We start from the raw sequence: 23693 nt of genomic DNA on the forward strand, positions 1-23693 counted from the left end.
TACTCTGATATGTACTCAGATATATCAAAAACCGATAGATTAGAAAGGGGGACGTAAGAAATGAAACTGCGTCTTCTTCCTATTTTAACAAGTGTAATCGTGTCTTCCGTCGTGCTTTTCGGTGGGTGGTTCGTTTATCATAGTGTTGCAAAAGAAAATCCGCTTCTTGAAACGGTACAGGCGATTGAGGGTGTGGAGAAAGCAGAAATGCAGTACGGCCGCACGTCGGTGGAGCTTGAGCTCACGCTTGCTCCGGATGTCGACCTGAGCAAGGTCATTAAGGAAATCCGTTCAAAGGGAGCTTCTTATCTTGATAATAGAAGCTTGGAGGTCGACGTAGCCGAATCGGCATCAGAAGAGCTCGAGAAGCTATGGTCGAAGGCATTGTTTGATGTGGCCGAGGCAATGGAAACGAAGCAGTACAGCCGCATTCCTGATGCGCTGCAAAAGCAGGCCGAAGGATTGGGGGTTGTGGTTGACACCCGCATGGACGAACTCAACGTCTATATTACGATGAAGGATGGCACCGGCGCTACGAAGCATGTCATTATGCCTCGTAAACCTGCGACATTGGGGGTGTGGGCGAATGAGTAAGTACGGTAAAGAAATTATGATCGGACTTGTTCCTGTTGTCATTGCATTTTTAGTGTTTATGGGTGTAAATGTTGTTCCTATTGTACTGATGGGCGTAATTCTCGGTTCATTGTTCTATATGACCCGTATGCGTGCCGGTGTCGGCGGCGTAGGCGGGGATCGCGGAAAAACGAAATCGAAGCCTCCTGCTTACTTGACCTTCGAGGATATCGGCGGCCAAGAGAGAGCGAAGGGAGAGCTGAAGGAAGCTCTTGACTTTTTGATCAAGCATGAAGAAATTAAGAAGTTCGGGATCCGTCCGTTAAAAGGCATTTTGATGGAAGGTCCTCCGGGCACGGGCAAAACCTTGCTCGCGAAAGCGGCTGCACATTATACGAACTCGATTTATGTTGCTGCGTCCGGTTCGGAATTTGTGGAAATGTACGTCGGCGTCGGCGCTGGGCGCATCCGTGACTTGTTCAAGGAAGCACGTCAGCGCGCGGTTAAAGAAAATAAAGAAAGTGCGATCATTTTTATTGATGAAATTGACGTGATCGGCGGCAAGCGTGACGGCGGCCAGCATAAGGAATACGACCAGACGCTGAACCAGCTTCTGACGGAAATGGACGGCATTCATACTACGGATGCGCCGCGTATTTTGCTGATTGCAGCGACGAACCGGAAAGAAACGCTGGATAGCGCGCTTTTGCGTCCGGGACGTTTTGACCGTCATATCAATGTCGATCTTCCGGATAAAAAAGGCCGTCTGCATATCCTGAACATTCATATGCGCAACAAACCGATTGCCGATGATGTTTCGATGGATAAGGTCGCCGAGGAAACGTACGGCTTCTCGGGTGCGCAGCTTGAAAGCGTCATGAACGAAGCGGCGATCTATGCCATGCGTGAGCAGTCGGAGCTGATCAGTCAGGGTCACTTGTCCAAGGCGGTCGATAAGGTCATGATGGGCGAAAAAACAGACCGTGAAACAACGAGTGATGAGCGGAAGCGTGTAGCAATCCATGAACTGGGACATGCTATTGTTGCTGAACATGTGCGCCCGGGCTCGGTCGCGCAGGTAGCGCTAAGTCCGCGCGGTAAGGCGCTCGGTTATGTGCGTCATCAGCCGCAGCAGGACCAGTATCTATACACGAAGCCTTTTATTGAAAATCAAATTATGGTCGCTTTAGGCGGAGCAGTTTCCGAAGAAATTTTTTACGGCCACCGCAGCACGGGCTCCAAAGGCGACTTCGACCAAGCGCTGCAGCTGGTGCAGACGATGATCGACTCGGGCTTGACCGAGCTTGGTATCGTAAACCTGCAGATGGTGACGAAGGAAGAGTATACGAAGGAAAACGGAGCAATCCTTGACCGTTTAATTGCAACAACACATGAGGTATTGGCAAATTACCGCCCGGTGTTTGAGCAATCCCTTGAGATTTTGATTAAAGAAGAAACCTTATCGGGCGACCGTTTCAGAGAACTGATGAAGCAGTTTTCCACGGCCGCTTAACCGAATCCGGCACTTCCTGTAATTTTTTGCGGGATGTGTCGGTATTTGTACATAATTGATGTGATAAATGTCCTAGAGAGTTTTGAACGGAAATGATATACTCAACGCTGGATAGGCTGAGAACCATTCTTAGTCATAGAGAAAAAGATGAGGTGGAACAAAATATGGATATTCGCAAAGTCGCTGTAATCGGCGCCGGTACGATGGGCCAAGGTATTGCCCAAATGCTTGCGGTGAAAGGGCTCGACGTGTTTCTGGTCGAAAAAACGGAGGAGCAGTTGGATCGCGGATACAAGATGATCTCACTGCACTTGGACAAAGAAATTGAACGCTGGGCAATTACGAACTCGGAGAAAAAAATCATTTTATCGCGGATACATAAAATTTCGGAATTTAAACGGGTTTCGGAATGCGATTTGGTTATCGAAACCGTAACGGAAGATTTAGATGTGAAGAAAAAGGTCTTTCGCAAATTGGATCAAGTATGCGGCAAGGATACGATTCTGGCGAGCAATACTTCAACTCTTAGCTTAACGGAGTTGGCTGAGGAAACTACGAAGCCGGAACGTGTGATCGGCATGCACTTTATTCACCCTGTCGAAAAGATCGATATGGTAGAAATCATTCGTGGTTTGAAAACTTCCACTTCAACGTTTGAAACGGTGAAAAAGTTCGTCGAGGAATTTATTCAAAAAGAGCCGATTGCAGTGTATGAATCCCCGGGATTCGTAACTACGCGGCTTATTTGTACGCTCATTAACGAGGCTGTTCATACTCTCGTAGAAGGTGTAACGACGGCTGAGGATATCGATAAAGCGATGCGGATCGGCTACGATTTCCGTTATGGCCCGCTTGAAATGGCGGACCGCTTTGGTCTTGATTCTGTACTGTATGCGCTTGAACGCCTCTTTAGGGAATTCGGCGACATTAAATACAGACCTTCTACGCTGCTCCGCAAGATGGTGCGCGCTGGGCAGCTCGGAACGAAAACAGGCAGCGGATTTTTCCGATATGATGAGGACGGTGACCGGATCAAATGAACATTTTAGTCATTAATGCGGGAAGTTCTTCCCTAAAATATCAGTTGTACAATATGACCGATGAGTCGGTTTTGGCCAAGGGAAAGGTTGAGCGTATCGGCATGGATACAGCCATGCTTACTCATGAGCCTACCGACGCTCCCGAGGTTCGTGAGGTAAGTGAGATTCTTGATCATACGACGGCGATCCGTAAGGTTATGGATAAGCTCGTTCATCCGGAGTGCGGCGTCTTGAAATCGGTGGATGAAATTCAAGCCGTAGGTCACCGCGTTGTACACGGAGGCGAATCGTTCTCCTCTTCCGTTATCGTTACACAGGAAGTAAAGCAAGAAATTAAGAGATTGTTTGACCTTGCGCCGCTGCACAATCCGGCTCATATGATGGGCATTAACGCGGTTGATCAGGTATTGCCTGGAGTGCCTCAGGTTGCGGTATTCGATACGGCGTTCCATCAAACGATGCCGCAGCATGCTTACTTATATGCGATTCCAAAAATTCTTTATCGGAAATACAAGATTCGCCGCTACGGATTCCACGGGACTTCGCATGCGTATGTCAGTGCGCAAGCAGCAAAGTTTCTCGGACGTCCGATCGAGGATCTTAAGATTATTACGTGCCATATCGGGAATGGCGCCAGCTTGTCTGCGGTTAAGGACGGAAAATCGGTGGATACGTCGATGGGGATGACACCGCTTGAGGGCTTGATGATGGGCACGCGCAGCGGTGACTTGGATCCGGCGATTGTGCCGTTTACGATGGCGAAGCAGGACCTCGCGATTCACGAGGTAAACTCCATGCTGAACAAGCACAGCGGTTTGCTCGCGATTTCCAATATTAGCAGCGACATGCGTGAAATTGAAGAGGCAATGGCGGAGGGCGACAAGAACGCCGAGCTTGCCTTCGAGATGTACACGTACCGCTTGCGGAAGTACATCGGTTCTTACGCTGCGGCGTTGAACGGTTTAGATGTTATGGTATTTACAGCGGGTGTTGGAGAAAATTCCGCTACTCTGCGTGCTCACGTGTGCGAAGGCTTGTCGTTCTTAGGAGTAAAGCTGGATTTGGAAGCGAACAAGATTCGTTCCGGTGAGGTTAGACGCATTTCTTCTGCGGATTCGAAGGTGGAAGTGCTCGTTGTTCCAACGAATGAGGAGCTCGTCATTGCCCGGGATACTTTCAATTTGGTACAATCGGGAAATCAAGGATAATTACAGTGGTCGATTAATGGGTTCACCCAGAGGCGCTTTATGCTGGTTTTCGCATGATACAATCATTTGCGGTGCAGCATGGGCGCTTTCCTGGGTGGATAAGCTGTAGTTTTCCTGATCATCACGAAACAAGGTGGTATCAAGATGGCGGTCAAAGCGTTAATTTCAAATGTAAACCGGCATGTGGGCGAAGAGGTCCGAATCGGATGCTGGGTACATAATAAACGATCGAGCGGTAAAATTCAGTTTTTGCAGCTGCGTGACGGGACTGGCTTTATTCAAGGCGTTCTCGTTAAGAACGAGGTAGGCGAGCAGGTTTGGGAGAAAGCTGGGCAGCTGACGCAGGAAAGCTCGCTCTGGGTGACAGGGATTGTACGTGAGGAGCCGCGTTCCCCTAGCGGGTATGAGCTGACGCTGACGAATGTAGAGCCGATTCATATTACACAGGACTATCCGATTACTCCGAAAGAGCATGGCGTCGACTTCTTAATGGATCATCGCCATCTATGGATTCGCTCGCCGCGTCAGCGTGCGATCCTGACGGTTCGCTCGGAAATTATTCGCGCGATTCAGCAGTTTTTTGACGAGCGCGATTTCAAGCTGGTCGATCCTCCGATATTGACGCCTTCCTCTTGTGAAGGCACAACGAATTTATTTCATACGAAATATTTTGACGAGGATGCGTTCTTGACGCAATCGGGTCAGCTGTATATGGAAGCGGCGGCTATGGCGTTAGGCCGTGTGTATTCGTTCGGGCCGACGTTCCGTGCCGAAAAATCGAAGACGCGTCGTCACTTGATTGAGTTCTGGATGATTGAGCCGGAAATGGCGTTTGTGGAGCACGAAGAGAATCTTGAGATTCAGGAGCAGTTTGTATCGCACATCGTGCAGTCTGTGCTGCGCAACTGTGAGAAGGAGCTCAAGGTGCTGGAGCGGGATACAAGCAAGCTGGAGAAAATCGTCGGTCCATTCCCGCGGATAACGTACGATGAAGCGGTCGAGTTCTTGAACAAGAACGGCTTTGAGTTCCCGTGGGGCGAGGACTTTGGTGCGCCGCATGAAACGGCGATTGCCGAAGCTTACGATAAGCCGGTATTTATTACACATTATCCGACGACGATTAAGGCGTTTTATATGAAGCCGGATCCGAACCGGCTGGAGGTTGTGCTCTGCGCCGATATGATCGCGCCGGAGGGTTATGGGGAAATTATCGGCGGGTCGCAGCGTATTGACGACCCGGCGCTTCTGGAAGCGCGCTTCGACGAGCACGAGCTCTCCCGTGAAGCTTACCAATGGTATTTGGATCTGCGCAAATATGGCTCGGTGCCGCATTCCGGCTTTGGCTTGGGGCTAGAGCGCACGGTTGCATGGATTTGCGGATTGGATCATGTGCGGGAGACGATTCCGTTCCCGCGTCTGCTGTATCGTTTATACCCGTAAGGGGTCCTTTGCAGCAGCAGGGAGAATATTGTTTTGAGGATTTTGGAGCAGGAACCGGGAGGTTGACGCATGAACGGGTTGAATTCTTGGGAACAGGGCGCTCTTGCCGCTGTCCGGACAGGCTCAGCTTCCATACCGCTGATGTTTCTGCAGGTGTATGCTAAGCTTGGCCTCACCGATACGGAAGCGATGCTGGTCATTCAGCTGCATGCGTTTATGGAAAATGAGAGGGTGGATTTCCCGACCCATGAGCAGCTGCAGGAGCGAATGAGCGCGACGCCGAACGCAGTGATCGAAGCGCTGGAGAAGCTTGTCAGCGGCGGGTTTGTCGAGCTGGAGGAGGACTATGATTCGTTCTCCGGCGTGCATTTTGACCGGTTTAACCTTGGACCGCTGTGGGAACGGACGATCAAGCTGTGGGCTGCCGAGCAGCGTCAGAAGACCGAAGCCGCATCGGATTCGGAGCACGCCGAGCCGGGGCATCCTACCGGCGGTTGGTCGGCTGATTCCGGCCGGCGTTCTTCTGCCGGCGACTTCGGAGGGCAGCAGGCTGGGGGGCGGCAGAATCCGGCTGGTCTTGCTGCTACTCAGGGCGCGGCAGGGCTGGAGGCGACGACGTCTCCGGGTCAAGCAGGCTCAGGCGGAGCGCCGCGTTCTTCCGCAGCTGGAGGGGGACCCCAAAGCGGCAAGGCGGTGGAACAGGTCGATGTCTTTACCATGTTCGAAAAGGAATTTGGCCGTCCGCTTTCTCCCATGGAGTGCGAAACGATTGTCAAATGGATCGACTTTGACCGTTATGCCGAGCCGCTGATCGCCGCTGCGCTGAAAGAAGCCGTGTTTGCGGGAAAACTGCGCTTCAACTACATTGACCGGATTCTGCTCGAATGGAGCCGTAACCAAGTGCGTACGGTTGAGCAGGCCAAGGAGTACACTCAGCGCTTCCGCGCCCGGTGATCGTTCATTTTCAGTGAACACAATTTCGGTGGAATTCTAACATACCGATGCATATGTAAACCAGGCTGTCCGAATGGGCGGCCTGGTTTTTTTTCTGGTGCGCCGACAATTCTGTATGTAATCATTACTTCCCGATCCTACGTCAGCTTGGACAGGCAGGCCAAAATTATTGCTGATTTTACGCAAGAAGTAAAAATAATTGCATGACACAAAAGGAAAACATTGGTATTTTAAATGTAAGCGCTATCTTTAGTGTGATTTGTTCTACTACCAACCGTTATTTCTCCTTAAGCAATAGGAATCAGTCGTCGTATGTCCTATAAGCTTTCGCCTCTCTTTCCGCTATAAAAACATCCAGCAGCAGCCAACCGCAACAACAGTGCCATCAGCAAGAAGAGCAAGGCAAGAAGAGCAAGCTAGTAAAAAAGAACAGGAAGCAAGAACAACTCCACTTTGTGAAATGGGTTTCATGAAACCCGTTTCATCTGATTTCAAACGAACGGAGGAAACGCATGAAAGCAAACACTGAGACGCTGCAGCCCATCCAGCTGTCTTCGAACGCAATTGAAATTTTAGGAAGCTCGGACATTTTGCTATGCGCATCGCTTTTTTACTTTCGAATTCCACAAGCTCTTTGGCGTGAAAGAATGGAGCAGTTAAAGCAATTCGGCTATAACTGCATCGACGTCTATTTCCCATGGAATTACCATGAGCCGAAGGAGGGCCAGTGGGATTTCAGCGGAGAGAAAGACGTTGAAGCCTTCCTCCAAGAGGCGGCGGAGTCCGGTCTATGGGTAGTTGCCAGACCGGGGCCTTATATTTGCTCGGAATGGGATGGGGGAGCGCTCCCTGCTTACCTGAACGTAATCGAAGGGATCAAGCTGCGCGATCATAATCCGGTATTTTTGAACTATGTGTCCAAATGGTTTGACCGGATTCTTCCTGTACTTCGCAGGTATCAAGTTGGTGCAGGAGGCACCGTGATCTGCGTGCAGCTTGAGAACGAGCTGGACTTCTATGGATGCAGCGACCCGAATGGGTATATCTCCTCTTTGCGGGATATGGCGGCATCGCATGGGATCACGGTTCCGCTCATCGCTTGCGCCGGGCAGGGCGGATTGCGGGAGGCTTCAGGATTGGCCGAAGGGGTTGTGCCGACGTGTAATTTCTATCCGAACGACCTGGACCCAAGCTTCGAGGAAAAGGTGATCCACTATCAAGAGCTTCTTGCAAGCATGGGACTGCCGCTCCTCGTTACGGAGACGAATCGTTCCCACTTTCTGCTGAGGCGGCTGCTCTCCTGCGGCGTAAAGCTGCTCGGTCCGTACCTGCAAGTATCGGGGACGGATTTTGGATTTACGAACGGCACGAATAATTGGGGCGAGCCGCTTTCCTTTATGACCTCGGATTATGACTTCGGCGGCATGATTTCACCGGAAGGTCACGTGCGCCCGGAAGCATACGAGGGAAAAATGCTGCGGCGACTCATCGAAACGTACGGCCCTTCCCTAACCGAAGCGGAGCCTTCAGGGAAGGAATTCGTTGTCAGCGCCGCGGCAGCCAGCGGCAGACAAATTGTATCTAACGCCCTGCGTTTAAAAGACGGCGGCGAGCTGCTCTTCCTTTCAAACGTAGGTGAGCAGGCGGAGGAAGTGAGGATTCAATGCGGCCGCTCCCAAGTTCCACAGCTCACTTCGCTTCAGCTTGAACGGGGGCGTTCCGTAGCATTGCCCTGTGATGTTCCTATGGAGTGTTGGGGCATAGAAGGAACACTCCTCTATGCGACGGCGGAGCTGTTTCTCGTGAAAAGGGAGGAAGCGCTAACGACTCTCTTATTTCACACGGATCATGAGGGTGAAATCTCTTTACGGCTGCCACAGCCTTCCGTACTGGATACGACCCATATATCCGTGCAAGAGCAAAACGATACGGTGACATTGACGTTCCATGCGAACGAAACCGCAGCCTGCACATTGCAGCTGTCCGGTGGCCGCCGGTTAAAACTGATTACGATGAACCGCTCTGCGGCTTTAATGCTGGAGGAAGTTCAAGATGACGGCACTGTCCGGTTCGAGCAGAAGAAAAATTACCGTACGGAAGCTGTAGATGCTTCCATCCAATGGTCATTAGGCAGCGTTCCGCCGGAGCAATCCATGGCTGTCGATCGCGTAACGGTTGCGGGGAAAGTCGACCATTTGGAACACTTCAGCATTTACCGAGGCTTTGCATGGTATGAGGCAGTGGTCGACGAGTCGGCAAACTCGGGCCGTTTAGGGATTTTTATGCAAGAGGCAAGCGATGTCATTTCCTTGTACTCGGGCAACGAGTACGTGACGACTGTCGCACCGGGCGGAAGCAGCTGCTACATCCCGCTGGAAGAGAATAATAGCGCAGAAACATTAACCGTTCGAGCTGAAATTTGGGGACATACCAATTTTGACGATCTGCGGCTTCCGGGACTGCGGCTCCATGCTTTGAAAGGGATTGGAGGCCTTGTCTCGGTGAACAGCATCAAGGAATTATCGCAAAATTGGCGTGTACAATCTTCGGGCGGCCCTACGCATCCTGAGGATTTTACAGCCGTGACAACGGAAGATCCTATGTGGCCGGTCGTAAGCTTCGGGGGATGGCTGTCGTCGGATCGTCCAGCGAACGAATACTACCATCAAAGCTTTACGGCTTCACGAAATGCGGACTCTTGGATTCTCCATTTCAAAGGAATACAGGCGGAAGCAGCCCTGATGGTCAATGGAAAGGAAGCGGGAAGGATTGATCCGTCAAATCCATTCGCTGTCATTACGCCATTCGTTCGGCCGGGGGAGAGGGTGCACATCACGTTATATGTGAAGAAGTCGCCTGGAGCGGCGGCGGGGAAGGTGATGCTGTTCGAAGGAACAGCTGTAACGGATTGGACACTTTCTTCGTGCCAAGAGGAACAGCTGTGGGCACACGCGGGTTCCATCCCCAACGCTTTACCGGTGAAGCTTCCGATGGAGTTAAAGCGAGGAGATATGGCTTGGCTGCTGGGAGAGCTCCAGGACAGCAATGAAGGGAAGGGATGGAGAGTAAAAGCAGCGGGGGCCAACCTAAAGCTGTCGGTACTGTTCAATGAACAGCTGGTTGGACGCCTTTGGCTGCCCGGCAGCCCAGAACGCCCGAGAATCACTGGGGGAAGTGCGGATTCCTTTTATTTGCCCGGACCTTGGTTCAAGGAAAGGCAAAATAAACTCGCCATCTTACTGGAAGCCGTGCAGGGGGAGGGGGACTGCAGGTTGGAGGGCCTCTCGTTCTTACCCGTGTAGCTGCAATTTTTCGAAAAGGAGAGTTTCATATGCATCCGACCACTGAACCGACGGTACCGCATAGAAAGACGGTGCCCAGCAGGGCGTCTCGATTCCGGAAATTTTGGAATAACAGAACGCTGCTCCTCATGTCTCTTCCGGCGATCGTATTTTTTATCGTATTTGCGTACCTGCCGATGCCGGGGCTCTATCTTGCGTTCATTAAATACAATTACTCGGACGGCATTTTTCGCAGCCCGTTTGTGGGGTTCGATAACTTTAGATTCCTCGTCATGAACGGGGACCTGTGGCGTCTTACCATCAATACGATCGCTTACAATTTAGCCTTTATTGTGCTTGGGAACGTGCTGCAAATTTTAGTTGCCGTGCTGCTTAACGAGCTTCGGAGAAAATGGTTCAAAAAAATAGCCCAGACCTTCATGTTTTTGCCGCACTTTATTTCTGCCGTGCTGATCGGGCTGATCGCCTACAATATTCTGAACTATGAGTACGGGCTGCTGAACGGAATGCTTCAAGCCTTTGGCTTTGAAAAGATGAAGACGTACTCGAATCCGGACATTTGGCCGTTTATCATTGTGCTCACTTATTTGTGGCAGTCAACGGGGTACGGTTCCATTGTTTATTTTGCGGCCATTATGGGATTGGATAACGAGATTGTGGAGGCTTCGGAAATCGACGGCGCCAATGCATTCCAACGCATTCGCTACATCGTACTGCCTTGGCTTAAGCCGACGTTCATTATTTTGCTGTTGTTTTCGCTCGGAGGAATTCTTAAAGGGAACTTCGGCTTATTTTACAATCTGGTCGGGGCCAATAATACAAGTCTTTACGCAACAACGGATATTATTGAAACCTATGTCTTTCGTTCGCTTATGAATAACTTCAATTTCTCGATCGGCAGTGCGGTCAGCTTATACCAGTCGGTTTTCGGTTTTTTTGTTGTCATTACCGCGAACTGGCTGGTAAGAAGGCTCTCGCCGGAAAACTCGCTGTTCTAAGGGGGAACGCTGCGTGGATATCCAAGAAGAGAAATCATACAGCAGCATTCGCACAGACCTTAGCGGAACACTGATCAAGCTGTTCGGTTATGTTTTTATTTCCGTCTTTGCGCTGTGCTGCCTTCTGCCTTTCTTGCTCGTGCTTGGAACGTCTTTTACGTCGGAAATGTCGATAAAAAAACACGGCTTCAATTTTTGGCCGCGGGAATTCAGCACGTTCGCCTACAAAATCGTGTTTGAAAATCCGGATCTCATTGTGGGGTCATACCTCGTAACGATGGGGATCACTGTTGTCGGAACAGCGGTTGGCTTGTTTCTCGTCGCAATGACCGGGTATGTGCTGCAGCGTCCTGACTTCCAATATCGTAATGGAATTTCCTTTTTCATCTACTTTACGACCTTGTTTTCAGGCGGTCTTGTCCCGTTCTATCTGCTGATGACGCAATATTTGGGCTTGAAGGACAATTATTTGGCAGTGCTGCTTCCGGGACTGATGAGCCCGTTTCTCATTATTATGATGAGGGCCTTTATCAAATCAATCCCTCATGCCATTACGGAATCGGCGAAAATGGACGGTGCAGGCGACTTCACGATATTCATCCGGCTGATTTTGCCGATGTCGACTCCGGCGCTCGCCACGATCGGTTTATTTATCGCGCTGGGGTATTGGAATGAATGGTATCATGCCATGCTGTTTCTCTCGGCGGATATGAAATACCGGCCGCTTCAGCTGTTTCTGTATAACGTCATTACCAGTGCCGACTTTATTCGAAATTCGGCTGCCGCCTCTAATGTTGAACTGCGCGACGTGCCGCTCGAATCGATGAAAATGGCGACGGCGGTCGTGGCAACGGGGCCGGTTATTTTGTTTTACCCGTTTGTGCAGCGGTTCTTTATTAAGGGGATTACGGTTGGAGCGGTGAAAGGCTGAAGCTGGTTTCAAGGTTAAAGCGGAATAAGGGGAGCTTCCACCGATTGTAGTAAGCGTTTACAAAGCTTGGCCATTGAGATAAAGGGAGGAAGAAGTATGGTGAAGATAAAAAAGCTGTTTGTTTTGCTGCTGGCGTTCGTATTCGCATTTAGTCTTACGGCTTGCACCGGCGGAGGAAATGAGGGCGGAGGCAGCTCGAACCCGGGAGGCTCTAAGGAGGAAGCGAAAGGCAATGGAGAGGCCGGCGCTGATACCTCCAAATTCGTAACGATCAGCTATGTCGTCCTTGGCAATAAACCGACGAATGGCCAGTTTGAGAAGGTTTTGCAGAAAATCAATGAAAAGATGAAGGAGAAAATTAACGTCAAGCTGGAGTGGAAGTGGGTTGAGTGGGCCGATTGGCAGACCAAATACAACCTGCTGCTCGCATCCGGCGAGCCGATTGATTTAATTACGGTCGGCACAGACTGGCTGGATACCTGGGGGAACGCGCAGAGAGGGGCTTTCATGAGCCTTGACGACTTACTGCCTAAATATGCACCGAAAACTTGGTCGGAGATCCCGCCGGAGCATTGGGCTGAAAGCAAATATAACGGAAAGATTGTCCTCATTCCGGAAAACAGCTACACCCAATGGGTGAATCATGGCTTTTTCTACCGAGGGGATTGGGCCAAGGAAGCGGGGATTACGGAACCGATCGATAGCTTCGAGGGCATCGGAAACTATCTTCAATGGATAAAGGATCATAAGGCGGAGGTCATTCCATGGGACGCAACAGGAGCGACCGGCCTATGGGACGGCTGGGCGACTTCCCATACGGACGCGCTAGGACTGCCGATCTCCACCGGTTATATGCCGATTTACTTTACGAAATCTTACGATGAACGGTATACCGTCGTTAGCCCAGTGTTTGAGGAAACGTTCGTTGATTTTGCGAAAATGATGAAGGACTGGGGGGATCGGGGCTTCTGGCGTGAGGACGTGCTGAACAATAAAAACGACAATCGTGCTTCGCTGAAGGCGGGGCTATCCGGTCTTGATCAGCATCATACGCAAACATTCTCTGGATTGCGCGTAGAAATGGATACACAGCAGCCGGGCTCTGAGCTGCAAATGTTCCCGTTTTCGAGAACGCGGCAAAATCTGCTGGAGCTTACGATTACGCATGGGGGCACGTCGGTCGGCGCACACAGCAAAAACCCGGAGCGCGCATTAATGGCATACGACTTGCTGCGCAACGACGAGGAAATTTATCGCCTGCTCAACTACGGCATTGAGGGTGTACATTACGAAATCAAGGACGGAAAACGCGTGCGTCCGGAAGGCTATGACCAGACAAGAGACAACTATTATTCGAACTTCTGGGGCGGACGCGTTGATAAATTCGAAATCCCCAGCGCAACCACTTGGGATCAAATTGAAGAAACCTATTATGCGGAGTACGACAAGTACAAGAAGCCGTATCCGTACGGCCAATTCGTCTTTGACAAAACCCCGGTTGAGGCAGAAATTACGGCGATTTCCCAAGTAACGGGAGAGATGGGAGCAGCGATTTCGTATGGCAAAGCGGGGGACCCTGTTCAAGCTGTGGAACAATTCCGCCAGAAGCTGAAGACCGCAGGCTATGATAAAGTACTTGCCGAGCTTCAGCGGCAAATGGACGAATATAAGAAATTTATGGAGAAATAGTCCTTATTCATAGCAGTTCACATGAAGGTGAGCAGGTCCTCATTGCGGATCTGGCTTGCCTTCATCCTTGTTATTTACATTTTTTTCTTAAGCACTTATTGTTATATTTGACGAACGATGGATGCTGAGAGGATAGTCCAATGAAAACGATTACCGTATACGATATTGCAAAAGAAGCGAATGTTTCTGTGGCGACGGTCTCGAGAGTGCTCAACGACACTGCACCGGTTAAGCATAGTACGCGGGAAAAAGTGAATGCCGTTATTAAAAAGTATCAGTTTCAGCCGAACGCGCTTGCAAGAAGCTTGATCAGCAAAGCTACCGGGATGATCGGAATGATTTTGCCGGATATAACGAATCCGTTTTTTCCTGAGGTGTTTAAGGGAGCGGAGAATGAGGCCAGGGCCAACGGCTACACCATTTTTTTGTGCAACTCAGGGGGCGATTATCGTAGGGAATCCGACTACCTTTCCGTGTTAAAGGAAAAACGGGTGGACGGCATTCTTTTTCTCGGGGGGAGAATTAATTTATCCCGCTGCAGCCCTGAGATGGTGAACGAGGTGGTCGAGCTGTCGCAGCAAATCCCTATGATTCTTATAAACGGCAGCCTTCCCAAGAGCGGTCTTCACCGCGTGATGGCTGATGAAGCAGCAGGTGCGGAAATGGCCGTGCAGCATCTGATTGAATTGGGGCATCAAGAGATTGCCTTTATCGGCGGGGTCGATTATATGACGCCAACCATTCATAAAGTAAAGGCCTTTAAGAAGAAAATGTTGGAGAACCGTCTTCGGATTCGCGAGGAATGGATTTTGCATCAAGATTTTTCGGTTAAGAGCGGCAAAGAGCTGATGACAAGGCTGCTGCAGGGTCATGAACGGCCTAGCGCGGTATTTTGTGTGAACGATTTCAATGCGGTGGGCGCCGTTAAAGCGGCGATCGAGCATGGCCTCACTATTCCTGGGGAAATGTCGATTGTAGGGTACGATGATACCCCGTTATCTACGACGTTGATTCCCGAATTAACGACGGTTACACAGCAGACGTACGAGCTTGGAAGGCAGTCCGTTCAGCTTCTGCACCAAATGATTCACGGCGAAAAAATCAAAAAAATAACGGCGCTGCAGCCGCAGCTTGTCGTTCGGCAAAGCACCGCACCGTATCGAAAAAGGTAGCTGACGCCCAGCTGGAAGACTGTGCCGGCGGTTCCACTGCAACCTTTTGAAAGCGTGCTTCGTTAAATGAGAAATGGAAGACGAGAAGGCGGGGGGAGCCGGCTTGAAACCGATCAAACGTTCAAAAATACGACTAGCCGCAGGGAAGCTGTATTTTACATGGAAGCGATATGTTCAGTGGATGAAAAGGCGCGGCACGTTTGCTCGCACGTACTCCGAGGATTGGCTGCCTTACGTAGCAGCAAGCCATCAAACGCCGACGCTTCGCAAGCTAAAGGACGTAGAGATGTGGTATCAGCACAATAAAGTGATTAATCTTCGGATCGCGCTTAAGCAGCTTAACGGTCTTCTGCTGCAGCCGGGAGAAACATTTTCGTATTGGAAAACGATTGGGAAGCCGAATCGAAGAAAAGGGTATGTAGAGGGGATGGTGCTGTTTTACGGTACGTTTAAGCCCGGTATTGGCGGGGGGCTGTGCCAGCTTTCCAATTTATTGTACTGGATTACTCTGCATACCCCGCTTACGGTGACGGAGCGCCACCGCCACAGCTACGACGTGTTTCCGGATTCAAACCGGACCCAGCCTTTTGGAAGCGGAGCGACCTGTGCTTATAATTACTTGGATTTGCAAATTCGCAACGATACGTCAGAGCCTTATCAGCTGCATGTGTATTTGTCGGATGACCAGCTGATCGGAGAATGGCGCGCAGCCACTCGCCCGCTGTACCGTTATGAGGTGTTTGAAAAGGATCATCGCTTCACCCAAGAGTACTGGGGCGGGTATGTGCGCCATAACACAATTTATCGCCGGGTGCTGAATCGGGATGGCGAGTGTATCGATGAGGAGTATGTTACGGAAAATCACGCCTTAACGATGTATTCCCCGTTGCTCGAGGCAGGCGGCGATCGGTGAAATGGACGGACGCAAGGACGTTGTTTTTACATCAGTAATCGTTTCCAAAGGGACGAAGGATGAATAGAGTGCTGCTGCAAGGCTTTCACCGATAATACGCTAGATTCGAGCAAGTATAGAAGCTTGTCGCGTTGAGGGGCAAGGAGCTGCTCTAAGGTTTTACGGCCGCAATGCGCAAGCGTTTATAATCGATGTTCCACACGCCGTCTTGAAAAAGACGGTTTTTCGTCTTTTGGGCGATGCGCTCGTAAGCGGCTTGTTTTTCGTGATCGGACAGGCCTAAAAAGAAGCAATCGGCATACCCTTTTAACCAATGATAGATTCCTTCCTCGCCATCCTCCATCGGACTTGGCCGGTCAAAATGCACGGCGTATACAACCCGGAACCCTTTCTTTTCAAGCAGTGTACTGTATTCTCCGATACTGGGAAAATACCAAGGATTACGCTGTGTGGCCTCAATTCCGTAATCATCCGATAATACCTGCACGATGGCTGACACAACCGTTTCCACATTTCCTTTTCCGCCGAACTCAGCGACATACCGACCGCCGCTCTTAAGGCTGTTCCAAACCCCTTCAATCACGAGCTCGGGCTGTTTCATCCAATGGAGCGCGGCGTTGGAAAATACAGCGTCGAACGTTTCATGAAAATCCAAATGATGCGCGTCCATGACATGGAACGGAGTCGTTGCATATTTAGAGCGGGCCTTCTTAATCATTTCAGGGGATTGATCCACACCGGTAACAACAGCTCCGTTTTGCGCGATCTCGTGAGCTAAATCCCCTGTACCGCAGCCGACATCCAAAATCGCTTCTCCGGCTTTCGCATCGAGCAGCTGAACGACCTCTTTGCCATAAGCGGAAACAAATCCAAGCTTCTCATCATAATGCGCGGGTTTCCAGGTTTGAGCGGGTTTCATAGGACAGCAGCTCCAATCTGTTGGTTTAGGTATCCATTTCCTTCCTATGGACATTGTTGCACAAGAGCATAAAGAATAGAAATATATAAAAATGATTCAGGTAATAGGTATTATCTATTAGCTGGTTATGTTGAGTATAATCGGAACAAAGAAAGGAGCAGATGCTTGGCAGCAAATGCTCCTTGCCGGTTTACCGTACAGCGGGTTCGCTTGTATACCAGAATAAGGCGTATTCTGTCATCGTCGAGGCATGACCCATCTGACGCAGCATCGCTGAAACATTCCCTCTGTGATAGGTTCCATGATTTACGACCTGCTGCACTATCTCGGCCAGGCTGGTTTCTCTGACAAATGTGTAGGGGTTATCTAACAGGAGCAAGCGCTCCAAGTCCGTCTCCCGGCGGAAGAAGTCTTGATACCGTTTGGATAGATGGTTGAATCGCTCGGTGAGCTCTTGAAGGCTCAGACGCCCGGCTTCCTCCTCAAGACTGCGGCCGTGAACCAAAGCCTCCGGCATCGGTACGCCTTCCATGATCTCTAACCAAGTCGAATCAGTTGCATACATATGAGAGATCACGGTAGCGACGGTGGGGAAGATGCTCTTCACCTCTTGGGTATAAACGTCCGCAGGAAGCTCCCTGATCCGGCCGAGCAGGGTTTGATTTGCCCAAGCATGGTACTCATACATCGTTACGGGACTTGGCATAGGAACATCTCCTTCGAATATCGGATTTACTATTCAAAGTATACAGGGCGGCATTGACAGCTGTGTGTCAGCATTCTAATGCAATGACGTAAAAAATTCGAATAAAGTAGGGAGAATTTCCCCATGGAAAAAGGCCCTCGGTATCGAAGGCCTTGAGGTGGTTCGTATTATTTAATGATCGGTTTCTTCGTAGTTGTCGATTTGCTTTTCGGTTTGGCCGCCGTTTTCGGCTTTAGCTGTTCCATCCGGTACACGTATTCGAATAAAAATTCAAACGCCTCCAAATGACGCTTCGCTTCAAACGCGTTCGCTCCCCAAGCATAAATGCCGTGCTTGCGCAGTAAAATGCCAGGCACCCGCGGGTCCAGCTTTCCGGGGACAAGCTCGGCGATGCGCGGAATTTCCGCATAGTTCGGTAGAAGAGGAATGTCGATCACCGCATCCTCTTCCCAAATGTTAAACGCTTTAATCAGTTCAACACCCTCGACCGGCACTGAGCCGCGCTCCCAAAACAGCTCCGACACAATATTGTTAAATACCGTATGTACATGGAAAATGGCGCCGCAGCCCGTTTTCTTATAAATTTCGCAATGGATCAGCGTTTCTGCGGAAGGGCGGAGGTGGGTTGCTTCAATCGGCTGACCATCCTGGTTCACAAGCAAATAATCCTCAGGCGTATTTACCGATTTGTCCTTGCCGCTGGCCGTAATTGCAAAGTTGAATTGCTCTGGAATAAAGTCGCCGATCCGGATCGACAGGTTTCCGCTCGTGGCGGGGAACCAGCCGCGGCCAGCAAAAATCGTTTTTGCTTCACAAAGCTCGTTGAAGACGCGCTGCTTCATTTCAAGCGTGATTGGAATCATGAGAGACTTCGTTCCTTTCTAACCGTTGTTGTAGCCCGCTGATAACGTCGAAGAACGTTTCATAAGCGGTATACTCATATCCTAACTCCCGGCAGCGCTCAGCAAGATGAGAACGGGCAAAAATATGGTCGGCCAGCTTCGCCGCTTCAAAATCCGTCAGGCTGTCACCGATCAGGAACCGCACATGCTGGTCCGGCGGGAAACGGCGCATGACTCTCGGCTTGCACATGCCGCAATCGCTGCTGCAGTGTTCGTCGCATGTATGCGGCCAAACAATTTCAATCGTTTCGCCGGAAAAATCGCTCTCGTTGCAGTAAATATGATCGTGAGGAATCTGAAACGGCTCAAGCAGCGGGTAAAGGAAAAAATCAACGCCGCCGCTCGTTACGTAGAACGGAATTTCATGCTCGCGGCAGTATGTAAGCAGCTCGGAGAATCCGGCGCGAATTCCGGCCGTATCCTGCACGTAGCGGGCAATGTCGTCTTTTAACGTCGAAGGGAGCAAGCGAAATAATTGGCCGACCCCTTCCTGCACGCTGAGCTCCCGGGAAAGGATACGTTTAACAATAGCTTGCCACCCCGGCGGGTTAAAATGCTCCATAATCGCAACGATATTATCTTTTAGTGTGATCGTTCCGTCAAAATCGCAAAATATGACCGGCTGCTTGCCCTGCAGCGTCCAAGCGGAGGCGCTCATTCCTTCACGCCCCAAGCATCGATGGCCGCCTGCAGCTCAGGCTGCCTAGCAGCTGCCTCACGCAATGAAATTCCCTGCTGGGCGGCGTTAATCGCTTGTCGGAAGGCTTTGCCCCCGGCCGCAGTACCCATCGGATGGCCGTGAATGCCGCCCCCCGCGTTCACGATGACCTCGCTGCCGAAGTCACGCAGAATGAGCGGAACGAGGCCCGGGTGGATGCCGGCGGAAGGGACCGGCATACTTGCTTTTAAGGTGAAGTCTGACGGAAGGTTCGCAGCAGAGTGGTCCGCAGCAGCTGAGCCTGCCGCCGAGATGTCGGGAGCAGCATAGTCTTCCTTGAGATGGTCCGTCAGCAGTACATGCTTAATCGCTAAGTTTTCCTCCCGCGGCATGACAACGGAGCCGTACGGGGAAGGGAAGAGCACGAGGTCAGCGCCTGCCAGTCTCAGCAGCTTGCCAAGCAGAACCGGAGCAGCGATTCCGTAGGTTGGCGACGGGTACATTGCTCCGGCCATGGCCGGATGCGCCATAATCGGCACCGAGATGTCCGGATCGGCCGCAAGCTCCGATAAGGCGTCGTATCCGTAAGCGAGCACATTAAACAGAAACGCGTTCGCCCCGGCGTCGATGGCCCTCAAAGCCTGCTCGCGCAGCTTTGACGTCTTGCCGGTCAAATTCACCGCGTACAGCAGCTTCTGACCTGTGATCCGTTCCGCTTCACGCGCTGCCTGCATGCATGCCTCAACACGACGTTCAATTGGAGTCAGCGGATTTTCGAATAAGATTTCATCATCCTTGATCAGATCGACGCCGCCGAGTGCCTGTCCGGAAAACTGCTCGCGCAAGCCATCCATATCGTAGCCGATTACCGATTTAAAAATGCTCATTAACAGCGGCCGGTCGTGTACGCCGAGCAAGTCCCGGACGCCGGCTGCACCGAACTTCGGTCCGGGCATGGCCTGCAGGAACGAATCGGAGAAGCGGAGGTCGATCAGCTTAATTTTACCGTCCATAGAAAGCTTCCCGAACACAGTTACGAGCAGGGCCGGGATATCCCTGCTGAAATTCACATCGGGATAGGCGATTTCAATATCCGCGTAACGGCCCAGCTCCGGGGAAACACCTTCCTTCACGGAGAGCACTTTGCCGAGATGCTTTTCCATCTCGGCTTTTTTCGCTTCCGGAAGCTCGGTCCAGCTGCCTACAGTCAAGCCGACAGCGATGCCGGTTGCTTTTTTGTGAAAGTCCGCTTTGTCATCGAATAGGCGGTATGTTGCAACACAATAGTTACTCATTATAATTACAGCCTCCTGTTACTGGTGCTAGGTCGCCAACACAGCAGCGGCCGAGCCGTCGATTGACGTTAACCCGAAAAACCTCGAGCTTACTGCTCCTGCATGCGGCGAGCCGCGGCATCGGCAATTTCGCCGCCCATTTCGCGGGCGCGATCCGATGCGCGCATAACGGCGGAAACCATGCCGGGCAGGAAGTTATGCTGCGCCAAAACCTCAAGCGCAGCGTAGGTGGTGCCGTTCGGCGACGTTACACCTTTGCGCAGGGCCGCCGGGTCCTCGCCGGTGGTTTTCACCATTTCGGCGGCGCCGAGCACCGTCTGAACGACAAGCTGCTTCGACTGCTCCTCAGTTAATCCGCCGGAAATGCCGGCAGCGACCATTGCTTCTATTAAGTAGTATACATAAGCAGGGCCGCTTCCGGAAACGCCGGTTACCGTATTGATGAGATGCTCCTCTACAGGGCATACGATACTCATCGATTCAAAGATTTCGATAGCGATTTCCCGCTGCCATTCCGACACAGAAGCGGAGAAACAAATCCCCGTTGCGCCAAGCCCGATCGTGCTGGACGTGTTGGGCATCGTCCGGACGACCGCTTGCTCGCGTCCAAGGAGCTGCTGCATCGTTTCGATGGATAATCCGGCTACGACCGATACAATCAGCTGCTCCGGACGAAGGAGAGGACGCAGTCCGTCCATGGCGGATACGACATCCTTCGGCTTCATGCATAAGAATACGATATCCGCGGAAGCGATTAGCGATTCGCTCGTGGTACTGCCGTCCTCTTGAGGAACGCGTACGCCGTAACGCATACGCAAATCGTGCAGCCTTTCCGCATTGGAGCGATTGGTCATGGAAATATAGCCGGGCAGCGATTTTTTCTTTTCGATCAACCCGCGGACAAGCGCCTCCGCCATTGAGCCGGCGCCTACAAAGCAAAGCTGCAAATCCTGCAGCGAAGTCATGGAATTCATTCGGTTTCCCCTCCCAAGGTTTATTTTATTCTCGAATTTGTCCTTCGCCGGTAATCTTATACTTGGTCGAGGTTAATGCAGGCAGGCCCATCGGACCGCGGGCATGCAGCTTCTGGGTGCTGATGCCGATTTCCGCTCCGTAGCCGAATTCAAAGCCGTCCGTAAAACGTGTGGAGGCGTTGTGATAGACGGCAGCAGCGTCCACTTCGTTGAGGAACCGCTGTGCATTGCCTTCGCTGCGGGTCACGATGCATTCCGAGTGCATTGTACCGAATTGGCGAATATGCTCAAGCGCTTCATCAAGACCGTTCACAATTTTGATATTTAAAATGTAATCGTTATACTCGGTGGCGTAATCGGCGTCCCCGGCTTGGTTCGCCCAAGGCACGATCGCTTTCGTACGGCTGCAGCCGCGAAGCTCGACATTACGCTCGCGGAAGGCTTCGGCCAACGCGGCTAGATGCTGGGCGGCGTACGCTTCATGCACGAGCAGCGTCTCCATGGAATTGCAGACCGACGGCCGCTGCACTTTGGCGTTCAACGCAATGCGTGTCGCCATCTCAGCCTCCGCATCCGCATCGATGAACGTGTGGCAGATGCCGGCGCCGGTTTCGATGACTGGAACGGTGGCGTTTTGCACGACGTTCTGGATGAGCGAAGCGCCGCCGCGCGGGATGACCACGTCGAGGAGGCCGTTCAGCTTGAGCATCTCGTCGACGGTTGCCCGGCTTGGATCATTGACGATTTGCACGGCATCGGCTGGCAGTGCGGTGCCTGCAAGCGTTTCGTGAATGACTTCGACGATGCGCGCATTCGAGGACAGCGCCGCCGAACCGCCGCGCAGCAGCACGGCGTTGCCGGTTTTCAGGCTGAGCCCTGCGGCGTCTACGGTAACGTTTGGCCGCGCTTCGTAAATGATGCCGATGAGGCCAATCGGTACGCGCTGCTTCACGATAGTGAGCCCGTTCGGGCGCTCGAGACGCTCCAGCTGTTCGCCGACCGGATCGGGAAGCGCTGCGATTTGTCGCAGCCCCTCGGCGATCCCCTCAATGCGCGCTTCGTTAAGCGCAAGCCGGTCGAGCAGGGAAGGGGAGGTGCCGTTGTCGCGGCCCCGCGCCAGATCCTCTTCATTGGCGGCAATAATGGATGCCGCCTCGCGTACAAGGGCGTCGGCGATCTTCAGCAGCGCCTCATTTTTTTGTTCGGTTGTGCAGATGGCCATTTGCCGCGAAGCGGCCTTGGCAATGCCAGCTTTTTGCTTTACTTCACTCATGGTTATCACTCCTAAAGAAAAATAGGTCTATGGTTTCGATGAAGTTTTCACATATTCCATCCATACATGTTACAGAGCAAACCACTCATCGCGGTGGATGACTTCGATCCGTGCGATCTCAATGCGCTGCAGCACTTCCTCCGAAGTGAGTCCCGCTGCGGCCCGAACCTGCCAGGAGGCGTAGTTTACGACACCTCGGCCGACAAGACGGCCGGAGTCGGTGACTACTTCCACGACATCGCCGGGGTGAAAATCCCCCGCGACGCCGGTAATCCCGGCCGGCAGAAGGCTTTTGCCGCCCTCGACAAGGGCGCGCTCCGCTCCCGCATCTACCGATATTCGGCCCTGCGGAAGCGAATGAAAGCCGACCCACTGCTTCTTCATCGGCAGCGAGGCGAGGGCCGTCTCGAAATAGGTGCCCTTGCCGGAGGACTCGGCCGCCTGCACCAGGTCGCCGGGCTCGCTGGCCCGCCCGACGAACACGCGGATGCCGCCGCGCATAGCAATGCGCGCCGCCTCAATCTTCGAGCGCATGCCGCCGGTGCCGACATTGCTGCCCGAACCGCCGGCAATGGCCAGCAGCTCGTCACCGATCGTATCGACACGGTCGATACGCTTGGCGGCGCTGTCTTTGCGCGGATCGGCCGTGTACAGGCCGTCCGTATCCGTAATAATAACGAGCTGCTGTGCGCGTACAAGATTGCCGACGAGGGCGGACAGCGTATCGTTATCCCCGAATTTCAGCTCGTCGACGGAGACCGTATCGTTCTCGTTAATAATCGGTATGACTCCCCGTTTGAGCAGCTCGTCAATGGTCATCATCGCATTGTTGATCCGCTTCCGGTTGGAGAAATCAGAGCGGGTCAGCAGCAGCTGCGCCGCCGCGTACCCTCTTTCGGCGAAGGCCGCTTGGTACGCCTGCATCAGCAGCGCTTGACCGACTGCGGCGGCCGCTTGCTTTTCGTGAAGCAGCTTGGGCCGCTGCTCGTAACCGATCCGCGTGTAGCCTGCGGCGACAGCCCCGGAGGTAACCAGCAGCACCTGCCAGCCCTTCTCCCGCAAGGCAACCAGCTCCCCGGCAAAATAATCGATCCGGTCGCGGTTCAGCCCGCCTTCCGGAATCGTTAACGAGCTGCTGCCGATTTTTACGACAATGCGCTGCTCCTTCATTGTTGCTTCCCCCCATGATCGTCTAGCCCGAATAATAATATGTAGGAGACCGTTTCGGTCTCA

Annotated in this window: 20 protein-coding genes; 12 read left to right on the forward strand and 8 right to left on the reverse strand. The window is 52.0% G+C overall.

All coding sequences use genetic code 11. From position 1 onward, the window contains the following. The first annotated feature begins 60 nt into the window (after positions 1 to 60). From GQS10_RS04615 to GQS10_RS04670, 12 genes are all read left to right on the forward strand, one after another. Complete coding sequence (locus tag GQS10_RS04615; RefSeq protein WP_166239458.1) at positions 61 to 594, forward strand: hypothetical protein; 534 nt, start codon at positions 61 to 63, stop codon at positions 592 to 594. Next, positions 587 to 2086 (forward strand): AAA family ATPase, encoded by a 1500-nt coding sequence (locus GQS10_RS04620; protein ID WP_166239460.1) that lies wholly within the window; start codon positions 587 to 589, stop codon positions 2084 to 2086. The genes GQS10_RS04615 and GQS10_RS04620 overlap by 8 nt, the downstream gene beginning before the upstream one ends. Positions 2087 to 2250: 164 nt before the next feature. Beyond that, a complete protein-coding gene (locus GQS10_RS04625; RefSeq protein ID WP_166239462.1) occupies positions 2251 to 3126 on the forward strand; it encodes a 3-hydroxyacyl-CoA dehydrogenase family protein in 876 nt (291 codons plus the stop codon). Beyond that, on the forward strand, positions 3123 to 4334 hold the full coding sequence (locus GQS10_RS04630) for an acetate/propionate family kinase (protein ID WP_166239464.1): 1212 nt from the start codon (positions 3123 to 3125) through the stop codon (positions 4332 to 4334). The genes GQS10_RS04625 and GQS10_RS04630 overlap by 4 nt, the downstream gene beginning before the upstream one ends. A 144-nt stretch (positions 4335 to 4478) precedes the next feature. Then, positions 4479 to 5774: an asparagine--tRNA ligase gene (asnS, locus tag GQS10_RS04635; RefSeq protein ID WP_166239466.1), complete on the forward strand. Its 1296-nt coding sequence runs from the start codon at positions 4479 to 4481 to the stop codon at positions 5772 to 5774. Between the two features lie 69 nt (positions 5775 to 5843). Then, complete coding sequence (locus GQS10_RS04640) at positions 5844 to 6728, forward strand: DnaD domain protein (protein ID WP_243734950.1); 885 nt, start codon at positions 5844 to 5846, stop codon at positions 6726 to 6728. A gap of 512 nt (positions 6729 to 7240) precedes the next feature. Continuing rightward, entirely contained in the window at positions 7241 to 10030 is a 2790-nt protein-coding gene (locus GQS10_RS04645) for a beta-galactosidase (protein WP_166239468.1), read from the forward strand. Positions 10031 to 10059: 29 nt separating this feature from the next. After that, entirely contained in the window at positions 10060 to 11028 is a 969-nt protein-coding gene (locus GQS10_RS04650; RefSeq protein WP_166239470.1) for an ABC transporter permease, read from the forward strand. 46 nt (positions 11029 to 11074) lie between these two features. Further along, on the forward strand, positions 11075 to 11959 hold the full coding sequence (locus tag GQS10_RS04655; RefSeq protein ID WP_424991766.1) for a carbohydrate ABC transporter permease: 885 nt from the start codon (positions 11075 to 11077) through the stop codon (positions 11957 to 11959). Between the two features lie 96 nt (positions 11960 to 12055). Beyond that, complete coding sequence (locus GQS10_RS04660; protein WP_207952120.1) at positions 12056 to 13648, forward strand: ABC transporter substrate-binding protein; 1593 nt, start codon at positions 12056 to 12058, stop codon at positions 13646 to 13648. 140 nt (positions 13649 to 13788) lie between these two features. Further along, positions 13789 to 14820 carry a LacI family DNA-binding transcriptional regulator gene (locus GQS10_RS04665; protein ID WP_166239472.1) on the forward strand — a complete coding sequence of 344 codons (1032 nt, stop codon included), beginning with the start codon at positions 13789 to 13791 and terminating at the stop codon, positions 14818 to 14820. Positions 14821 to 14923: 103 nt separating this feature from the next. Next, positions 14924 to 15733 (forward strand): VanW family protein, encoded by an 810-nt coding sequence (locus tag GQS10_RS04670; RefSeq protein WP_243734951.1) that lies wholly within the window; start codon positions 14924 to 14926, stop codon positions 15731 to 15733. A 151-nt stretch (positions 15734 to 15884) separates the two neighbouring features. Here GQS10_RS04670 and GQS10_RS04675 read toward each other — a convergent pair whose 3' ends face one another. From GQS10_RS04675 to proB, 8 genes are all read right to left on the reverse strand, one after another. After that, complete coding sequence (locus GQS10_RS04675; protein WP_166239476.1) at positions 15885 to 16652, reverse strand: class I SAM-dependent methyltransferase; 768 nt, start codon at positions 16650 to 16652, stop codon at positions 15885 to 15887. Positions 16653 to 16842: 190 nt separating this feature from the next. Beyond that, on the reverse strand, positions 16843 to 17358 hold the full coding sequence (locus tag GQS10_RS04680) for a DinB family protein (RefSeq protein WP_166239478.1): 516 nt from the start codon (positions 17356 to 17358) through the stop codon (positions 16843 to 16845). A 167-nt stretch (positions 17359 to 17525) separates the two neighbouring features. After that, positions 17526 to 18221, reverse strand: coding sequence for a methylthioribulose 1-phosphate dehydratase (mtnB, locus tag GQS10_RS04685; RefSeq protein WP_166239480.1), 696 nt, complete (start codon positions 18219 to 18221; stop codon positions 17526 to 17528). Then, positions 18202 to 18918 (reverse strand): 2-hydroxy-3-keto-5-methylthiopentenyl-1-phosphate phosphatase, encoded by a 717-nt coding sequence (locus GQS10_RS04690; RefSeq protein WP_166239572.1) that lies wholly within the window; start codon positions 18916 to 18918, stop codon positions 18202 to 18204. The genes mtnB and GQS10_RS04690 overlap by 20 nt, the downstream gene beginning before the upstream one ends. Next, on the reverse strand, positions 18915 to 20213 hold the full coding sequence (locus tag GQS10_RS04695) for a 2,3-diketo-5-methylthiopentyl-1-phosphate enolase (RefSeq protein ID WP_166239482.1): 1299 nt from the start codon (positions 20211 to 20213) through the stop codon (positions 18915 to 18917). The genes GQS10_RS04690 and GQS10_RS04695 overlap by 4 nt, the downstream gene beginning before the upstream one ends. Before the next feature lie 89 nt (positions 20214 to 20302). After that, positions 20303 to 21187, reverse strand: a complete 885-nt coding sequence (gene proC / locus GQS10_RS04700; RefSeq protein WP_166239484.1) for a pyrroline-5-carboxylate reductase — start codon at positions 21185 to 21187, stop codon at positions 20303 to 20305. A 25-nt stretch (positions 21188 to 21212) separates the two neighbouring features. Continuing rightward, a complete protein-coding gene (locus GQS10_RS04705; RefSeq protein WP_166239486.1) occupies positions 21213 to 22460 on the reverse strand; it encodes a glutamate-5-semialdehyde dehydrogenase in 1248 nt (415 codons plus the stop codon). Positions 22461 to 22529: 69 nt separating this feature from the next. Next, positions 22530 to 23630 carry a glutamate 5-kinase gene (proB, locus tag GQS10_RS04710; RefSeq protein ID WP_166239488.1) on the reverse strand — a complete coding sequence of 367 codons (1101 nt, stop codon included), beginning with the start codon at positions 23628 to 23630 and terminating at the stop codon, positions 22530 to 22532. Positions 23631 to 23693: the final 63 nt, after the last annotated feature.

The sequence above is a fragment of the Paenibacillus turpanensis genome, from assembly GCF_011421635.1.
Classification (GTDB): Bacteria; Bacillota; Bacilli; order Paenibacillales; family YIM-B00363; genus Paenibacillus_AK; species Paenibacillus_AK turpanensis.